Here is an 8,846-nt window from a genome sequence, read left to right as displayed (position 1 = left end):
GCATGGGGCGGCGGATCTGCCGGGCGAGCGCCGCCGGATCGCGGGCCAGCGACACCAGCGACGACACCGACAGGTGCGCGGGCAGCTCGACCAGGAGGCCGTCGCCGCCGCGTCCCCGGTCGCGTTCGGCGAGGAGGAGCTCGACGTCGCGGGCCCATGCGGTCATGCGGCCGCGGTCGGCTTCGGACAGGCCGGTGTCCCCGGCCCAATGGCGCGTCCGGCCGGTCATCTCGTCCTCGACCATGCGGGCGGCCTCGACGACGGCCTCGTACCGCGCGCGGGCGGAGATGTCCGATTGGCCGCGTTCGCCGGGCGCCGTGGGCCACTGCGCCTCGTCGGGGTCGGCGAGCAGCGGGTTCTCGGCGCCCTCCTCCGGCGGCTCGGCCCACACGGCGACCGACCCGGCCCCGGCGAGGCAGACCGCCCGGACCTCCTCCAGGAACGGCGACGGCCCGAGCGGGCGCCCCGACGCGCCCCACCAGTAGCCGGTCGTGACGAGCAGGCTGGACGCGCGCGTCACCGCGACGTACGCGAGCCGCCGCTCCTCCCGCAGGTCGCGCTCCGAGCACGCCTGGTCGAACGCGGCGAGGTCGTCCTTCTCCAGCCCGGTCAGCGGCGGCAGGTCGGCGCGGTCGCCGCGCAGCATGAACGGCAGGACGCGCGGGTTGGCCGTCCAGCGGGTCGCGTTCTGCGGCGGCGACGGGAAGATCGAACCCTTGGCGGGGGCGCCGTTCTTCTGCGGGACGAACGACAGGCCGGGCACGACGACGACCGGCCATTCCAGGCCCTTGGACGCGTGGACGGTGAGGAGCTTGACGCTGTTGGTCTCCCCGACCCGTCCGGCCTCCAGCCCGAACTCCTCCGTTTCGGCGGCCTTGAGGTAGGCGAGGAAGGCGCCGAGCGTCGGGTCTTCGGCGTCGCCGGCGAACGTCGCGGCGGCGTCGATGAAGGCGTCCAGGTCGGCGCGGGCGGTGACGGGGTCGAGGCCGGAGCGGGCGGCGACCTCGATGTCGAGGCCGAGTGCGCGTTCCACCTCGTTGACCAGGTCGGGCAGCGGCAGCCCGACCTGGGAGCGCAGCATGCGCAGCTCGTCGCGGAGGCGCCGCAGCCGCCCGAATCCCTCCGGGGAGTACGTCTCGCGGGGGCCGAGGTCGTCGAGCGCGTCGACGAGGCTGCCGGTCTCCTGATTCAGCTCGCTGACGAGCTGCCGCAGCGGATCGTCGGCAGCACCGGCCCCGTCGCCCTCCCCACCAGACGGCGCGTCAGACGAAACATCCGGGGGCCCGTCAGACGACACGCCCGACGACGCGTCAGACGACACGCCTGGAGGCGCATCGGACGGCGCGTTGGACGGTCCCGCGGTCTTCTCCGGCGGGGTGACGTCGCGGGCCGCCTCCTGTGCGAGAGTGCGGGCGCGCCGCCCGAGTGCGACGAGGTCGCGCGGGCCGAGGCGCCAGCGCGGGCCGGTGAGCAGGCGGGCGAGGGACGCCCCGGCGGTCGGGTCGTGCATGGCCCGCAGCGTGGCGACGACGTCCTGCACCTCGGGGACGGTGAGGAGCCCGCCGAGCCCGACCACCTCGACCGGGATGCCGCGCGCCTCCAAGGCCCGCCTGATCAGCGGGAACTGGGACCGCTTCCGGGCGAGGACGGCGACGTCGGAGTACTGGAGCGGCTCGGGCTGCGGGCCGCCGTCGGGGGCGGTCTCGGGGTCGGCGGCCATGAGCCCGGCGATGCGTGCGGCGACTCGGTCGGCTTCGTCCTCGACGGTGGGGAACAGGGCGCATTCGACGCGTCCGCGGCCTTCGCGTCCGGCACCCGGAATGAGGCGCGGGACGGCCTTCGTCTCGGCGCGCAGCTCCTCCTGCACCCTGGCCGCCGCCTCCAGGATCTGCTCGCCGTTCCGGAACGACCGGCTCAGCTGGACGACCGGCGCCGGAACCGGGCGCGCTCCGGCGACCCCCTGCTGCGACGGGAAGTCGTAGGCGAACCGCAGCAGGTTCCCCGCGCTCGCGCCCCGCCACCCGTAGATCGACTGGCACGGGTCGCCGACCGCCGTCACCGGATGCCCGGCCGCGAACAGCGACTTGAGCAGGACGAGCTGCGCCTGGCTCGTGTCCTGGTACTCGTCCAGCAGGACGACGGAGAACCGGGACCGCTCGATCAGCCCGACCTCGGGATGCTTGTGGGCGATCCGCGCGGCGAGCGCCATCTGGTCGCCGTGGTCGATGACCTCACGGTCGGCCTTGGCCCGCCCGTACGCGCCGATCAGCGGCATGAGCTGCTCGCGGACGGCGTGCTTGGCGAGGATGTCGCGCTGCGCCTTGAGCGGCTTCTTCACCATGGCGAACCGCTCGTCGAGCCACGTCCCGACCTTGCGGACGTCCTCGGCCGTGCGCAGATGCTCCGACAGGTCGCCGGACAGTTCCATGACGGCCTTGGTGACGGTGTCGGGCTGCCATTCGATGCGGTCCATGGGGCCGTTGTAGGCGTCGACCACCCGCGAGCAGATCTGCCAGGCGACGGCCGGTGAAATCAGCCGCATGGTCGGCTCAAGGGCCTCACGCAAGGCGTGGTCACCGAAAAGCCGTGCCGCGTACGAGTGGTACGTGGACACCATCGGCTCGCCGTCGAACAGCGCTTCGCCGCCGAGGCGCTCCAGCTCGTCCCCCGGCAGGACCTCGCGGAGCTTGTCGAGCCGTTTGCGCACGCGCACGCCAAGCTCTGCGGCCGCCTTGCGGGTGAACGTCAGCCCGAGGACGCGCTCCGGCCGGACGAAGCCGTTCGCGACCAGCCACACGACCCGCGCGGCCATCGTCTCGCTCTTCCCTGACCCGGCACCGGCGATCACCGCCATCGGCGCCATGGGCGCCTCGATCACCCGGGCCTGCTCATCCGTCGGCGCCGGGATCTCCAGCAGCCGGGCCAGCTCTCCCGGCGTGATCACCCCACTCCCCCCGAGCTAGTCAGTCGCCGATCCGCCCGCCCTCGTCGTGCACGGGACGGCACGAGCGTACGGGGCAAGTGCGGCGCTCACCTAGTCCCCCACCTGTCCGCCCTCGTCATGGACGGGGCAGCACGAGCGTACGGGGCAGGTGCGACACTTGTCGTTCGCCCGCGCCTGGAAGACGTCGCCGGCCATGCCGGTGGCGACGATCTCGACGAGTTTCTTGGGCCACTCGGGGTCCGCGTCGTCGGCGGGCGGCCCCTGCTCCTGCTCGCGCGCCTTCGCCGTGAACGCGGCCTTCCCGACCTGGACGAGCTTGGCCCCGCCCGGCTCGATCAGCCCGTGCCGCTCGAACGCGCCGAGCATCACCGCGTACTGGTAGACGCCGAGCTGCGGGTGCCGCGCCAGGTCGTCCTTCGGGACGGCGGTGGTCGACGTCTTGATGTCGATGATGACCGCGCGGCCCTGCTCGTCGCGTTCGGCGCGGTCGATGCGGCCCTTGATGACGACGCGGCCGAGGTCGACCTTGAACGACTCCTCCAGCGCGACGACCTCGTTGGGGTTGTCGCGGTGCCAGGAGAGGAACTTGTCGACCATCTTCGTGGCCTGGTCGCGCTGCTTCTCCGAATACCAGGAGCTGCGGAACTCCAGGTCGTTCCAGATCTCGTCGAGCCGTTCGGCGACGTGGACCTCGTCAATGCCGTCGTCGGCGCCGGCCATCTCGGCGACGGCGTGGATGACCTTGCCCATCGTGCTGTACTCGTTGGGCCCGCCCTCCTGCGCGCCGACGGCCGAGGCGAGCAGCCAGCGCAGCCCGCACGTGGTGAACGCCTCGACCTGGGACGGCGAGATCGTGATGGCCTCGTCCTCGGCGAACGCGGGCCCCGGGTCGGACAGCGCGGTGATTGCGTACCAGTTCTCAGGCCTGGCACCGCGCACGCCCGCGCGCGCGAGGCGTGCCAGGTGTCCGGCGGCGGCACGCCGCAACGGTTCGGGACGGGACGGGTCCCCCACCACGGAACGCAGGTCGGCCACCAGCGCGGACAGGGAGAGCCATCGTGTCTTCTCGTCCAGCTGCGATTGTTCGATCGCGCCTGGGAGAAGCTCGTTCAGGAACCGGGACGGCCGTTCCTCCGTGTCGTCGCCGCCGACCGCCGTCACGACGAGCCGTTTGCGCGCGCGCGTGACCGCGACGTAGAACAGGCGGCGTTCCTCGTCCATCATCTTGGCGGCCATCGACGCACCGGCCGCAGCGTTGCCTTCCGGCTCGGACCCGGCGGCGTGCTCGATCAGCTCCTCGACACCCAGCAGCGACCCGCGCAACCGGACGTCGGGCCAGACGCCTTCCTGCACACCGGCGACGACCACCACGTCCCACTCCAGCCCCTTGGAGCGGTGTGCGGTGAGGATCCGGACGGCCTCGCCTTCGGGCGCCTGCTCGGCGAGCGTGTCCCCCGCGATCTCCTGGGACGCGACGTTGTCGACGAACAGTTCGGGCCCCGCCTGGGGAAGCCGGTCGACGAACCGTGCGGCATGGTCGAACAACGCGACGACGGCGTCGAGGTCACGGTCGGCCGCCGCGCCGCGCGTCCCGCCCTTGACGCTCTGCTCCAGCAGGACGTCGCCCTGGCCGCTCTCCTGCCACACGGCCCACAGCACGTCCTCGGCGGTGCCGCCGTCATGGACGCTACGCCGCGCCATTTCAATGAGATGCGCAATGCGTTCCGCAGGCGCGCGGACCCGTTCATGGACGAGGACAAGCTCGCGGGGGTCGTTCACCGCCGCGACCAACAACTCCCCCAGCGGACGTTGCCCACCCGACAGTTCCTCAAGGTCGCGCAGAGCGCGCTTGAGTCGGCGCATGGCCAGCGCATCAGCGCCGCCCAGCGGACCCGTCAGCAGGTCTTCTGCAACGACCTCGTCTAGGAAGCCCTTCTTCAACGCCGCCCGCAGCAGAACAAGGAACGGACGCACGGCAGGCTCCGCAACCAGCGGCACCTCGTCGCCGGCAACGACAACCGGCACACCGGCCTGGGCGAGCGCACGCCGAAGCACCGGAACCTGCCGCACTGCACTCCGCACGAGGACGGCCATACGCGACCACGGCACGCCGTCCAGCAGATGGGCGCGACGCAACTCGTCGGCGACCAACGCCGACTCCTGGCTTTCGGAGTCGGCGATCACCGCACGCACTTCATCGGAGGGTCCAGGGGGGGCGCCCCCCCTGGAAGACGCAGCGCGCACTTCGCCTTCGTCCAGTTCCTCAACCGGGTGCAGGGCACGGTGCTCGGCGGCGCCTGCCGACCCGGCGGGCAACCGGCGGGCGATGCGGCGCGAAGCACCCAGGATCTCCGGGCCCATCCGGCGGCACGTCCGCAGCGCCACAACGGGCGCAGGATCGCCGTCCAATGTCAGGAAACGGTTGGGGAACTCCTGGATGCCCCGGACATCGGCACCCCGGAAACCATAAATCGACTGGTCGGGGTCACCGACCACGACCAGGTCGCGCCCCTCCCCCGCCAGGTGGTGCAGGAGGGCTTCCTGCGCGGGGTCGGTGTCCTGGTACTCGTCCACGAACACGACGTCGTAGGCGTCCCGTTCCCGGATCCGCACTTCCTCCTCCGCGAGCATGCCCGCGGCCATGTGAATCAGCTCGCCGTAGTCGTATGTAGGGACGGGGTCCAGCAGGAACCGGTCCACGTACCGATCCATGAAGGCGCCGATGGCGGGCCAGTCATCACGCCCTCGCATACGTCCCAAGGCGACGAGGTCTTCCGCGACGTACTGCCGCTCGACCGCACGCAAGGTGAAGTCACGCAGCTCTTCGGCGAACCCACGCGTCGCCAGAGCGGCCCGCAACCGTTCCGGCCATTTGTACGCGCCGTCTGCAAGCTCGCCCTCCAGCAACCGCCGCACTTCCAGCAGTTGCTCCGGCCCGGACAACAGCCGCGGGGCGGGCTCCTCGTTCAGCACGGCGTCCCGCCGGATCAGCGCGTAGGCGTAGCTGTGGAAGGTGAGCGCCAGGGGTGTCCGCGTCGTGCGGTGCAGGCGGCCGGTGATGCGCTCCCGCAGCTCCCCCGCCGCCTTACGGCTGAACGTCAGGACGAGCACGCGCTCCGGGTCGGCACCGCGGTTCTCGATGCGGTCGACGACCGCCTCGACGATCGTCGTCGTCTTCCCGGTGCCCGGCCCCGCCAGCACCAGCATCGGCCCGCCGGCATGCTCGACCACCCGCCGCTGCTGCTCGTCGAGCACGGGCGGGACGGCCCGCGCGGGGCCCGCGCGGCGCACGAGACGGTAGGAAGCAGACGGCACAACAGTTCATTGGAACAGATCACCGGGACGGTTCTGACCACAACGCACGCATGTCGCGCAGGAGAATCCGCCGGACCACCCGGCGGCGGGCGGCTCCGGGGTCACTCGTCCGCGGCGGCGTGGGCCGGACCCGTCCAGCGGGCGCGGGCCATGTCGACGCGGCGGCCGTCCGGGCGGAGCGGGGTTCCCTCGGCGCGGTAGTTCTCGTGGGCCTCGACCTCGTGGCCGTCCGGCGGCCTGCCGTCCGCGCGGATCACCCGCCACCACGGGACGGCGCCGCCGTACAGGGACATCACGCGCCCCACCTGCCGGGGCCCGCCCTGTCCGACCAGCTCGGCGATGTCGCCGTAGGACAGGACGCGGCCCGGCGGGATCCGCTCGACCGTGTCCAGCACGGCCTCGGCGTACTCGTCAGGTTCGGACCACATCCGATCATTCTCCCGAATGCCGGAGCGCAGCACGGCCGAGGTCAGAAAGGAGCGTCCGGAGGCGCGCCCGCCGGTCTCGGGTGCCGGCGGCGGAACGCGATCGCGACCGCGACCGCCGCGACCGTGCCGCCGATCCCGACCACCACGATCGCGATGATCAGCGGCCGGACCCACACCGGCCGCGGGATGACCTCCACCGGGCCGGGGTCCGCCGTCCCGAACCGCTGCCCGGCGGGCTTGGCCTTGCCCGCGCCCGGCTCCGTCCCGGCCAGCGAGTCCGCCGACGACAGGGCGCGGGCCGCATGCACCTCGCCGAACCCGACGTTCGGGTCGTAGCCGCCCGAGGGGCCGTGCCGGGTGCTCTGGATGAGCGCCTGCGCGACCAGCGCCGGCGCCATCTTCGGGTGCTTCGCCCGGATCAGCGCGGCGACGCCGGACACCACGGCGCTGGAGTCGCTGGTGCCGTCGCTGACGAAGTACTCGCCGCCCGGCGAGGCGACCGGCAGGCCCGCGCCGGGCGCGGACACCAGCACCGAGTAGTTGCGGTTGGAGAACGGCGCGCGGGCGTGGCCCGGCTCCGTCGCCGCCACCGCGATCACGCCGGGGTAGGACGCCGGGTAGGAGTACGGCGCGAACCCGTCGCCGTCCAGCTTGTCCGCCTCATCGCCGTCGTTGCCGGCCGCCGACACCACCACGACACCCTTCCCGATCGCGTAGCCGATGGCCTCGCGCTCGTCCGGGACCTCCTCGTCCTTGCCCAGGGACAGGTTGATGACGTCGGCGCCGTGGTCGGCGGCGTACCGGATGCCGCGCGCCACCGCCCCGTCCGCCTGCTCCGACGTGCGGAAGCGGGCGTAGCTGGCGTCCTCCTTCTCGCCGATCGCCCGGACGGCGAGGATGCGCGCCTGCGGGGCGATCCCGATGATTCCGGAGCCGCCGCCGGCGCCGTGGCCGTGCCCGGCGATCAGCGAGGCCATCCCGGTGCCGTGCAGCCGCTTCGGCTTCGTCCCGGCATCGATCTCGGCGAGCATGTTGGGGCCCGTGGTGACCTGGCCGCGCAGGTCCGCCTGGTTCGGGTCGACGCCGGAGTCGACGACCGCGACCGTCACGCCGCCGCCCTTGGTGATCTTCCAGGCGGCGTCCATGCCGAGCACGTTCAGGATGGACCGCTGCAGGTCCCGGACCTCGTCGGCGTGCGCCTGGACGGGCAGCAGCCAGCTTCCCGCCAGGGCCGCCGCGGCCAGGGCCGCCGCGCCGCGCAGTCTCATCCGCGCTCCCGTCACCCGCGCTCCCGTCACTCTCGTCACGTCAGCAGCGCCATTCGGGCCGGTCGCAGTCGGGCAGCGACTTGGCGGACAGCGTCCGCGCGACGGCGTGGCCGAGCTGCGGTGCCAGCGCGAACGGTTCCCCCGGCCGCGTCTTCTTGATCGCGGACGCGGGGCGCCCGTCGGTCTGCCCGGACGTGGTGAGCACGACGTACGGGCCGCCGCGGTCGATCGTCCGGTCCTGCCTGGCCTCGTCGGTGAAGCGGGCGGACGCCGTCCCCGCGAACGCGGCGGCGTGCAGCGCGGGGCTCACCGTGCCCGTCCCGTCGGAGCCGTTCTGCGCGCCGGGCAGTTCCTTGTACGCCCGGTCGGCCTTCCAGGGGTCGGCGAACACGGCCACCCCGACGGTGACGACGACGCCCTGCAGCTGGTCGACGTAGGTGGCGCGCAGGACGGCCCGGCAGCCGTGCTTGCCGAGCGTCGTCGCGACCTCCCGGTCGACGGCCTGGGCGCAGCCGGTGTCCGGGACGATTCCGGCTCTGGACGCGTACTCGGTGTGGTCGCCCGTCGGCCGGTAGGCGATCCGCTGGGGGAAGATGCGCCGCGCGGGCCACGCCTGCCAGCGGCCGGCGACCTCCTTGTTGGCGGCCTGCTGCAGCTCGGCGTTCGTGGGGTCGCGGTTGAGGGTCGCCCAGGCGCCGGTGAGGCTGATCCCGGTGCTGACCAGATAGCAGCAGCCGACGACCAGGGCCACGACCATCCACTGGCGTCCGGTCAGGCCCAGCACCACCGGCGGCTGGGGCGGGCCGGCCGGCGGTGGCGCCCCCATCGGCCGCGGCGGCCCCGGGTAGGGACGGCCGGGCGGGGACATGCCGGGCGGGGACATGCCGGGCG

5 protein-coding genes are annotated in these 8,846 nt (G+C 72.9%); all 5 read right to left on the bottom strand.

Annotated features, from left to right (window positions below; translation table 11 throughout):
• Positions 1–2,944 (bottom strand): ATP-dependent helicase (locus E1293_RS40500; RefSeq protein WP_132204370.1); only part of this gene is annotated, 2,944 nt, incomplete at its 3' end.
• Between the two features lie 90 nt (positions 2,945–3,034).
• Entirely contained in the window at positions 3,035–6,259 is a 3,225-nt protein-coding gene (locus tag E1293_RS40495) for an ATP-dependent helicase (protein ID WP_132204368.1), read from the bottom strand.
• A 101-nt stretch (positions 6,260–6,360) separates the two neighbouring features.
• Complete coding sequence (locus tag E1293_RS40490) at positions 6,361–6,687, bottom strand: MGMT family protein (RefSeq protein ID WP_132204366.1); 327 nt, start codon at positions 6,685–6,687, stop codon at positions 6,361–6,363.
• Positions 6,688–6,728: 41 nt separating this feature from the next.
• On the bottom strand, positions 6,729–7,955 hold the full coding sequence (locus E1293_RS40485; RefSeq protein WP_132204364.1) for a S8 family serine peptidase: 1,227 nt from the start codon (positions 7,953–7,955) through the stop codon (positions 6,729–6,731).
• Between the two features lie 40 nt (positions 7,956–7,995).
• The coding region (locus tag E1293_RS48110) for a hypothetical protein (protein ID WP_165978620.1) at positions 7,996–8,846 on the bottom strand (851 nt) is incomplete at its 5' end.

Source organism: Actinomadura darangshiensis, from assembly GCF_004349235.1.
Classification (GTDB): Bacteria; Actinomycetota; Actinomycetes; order Streptosporangiales; family Streptosporangiaceae; genus Spirillospora; species Spirillospora darangshiensis.
This window is presented reverse-complemented; position numbering and strand designations above follow the sequence as displayed.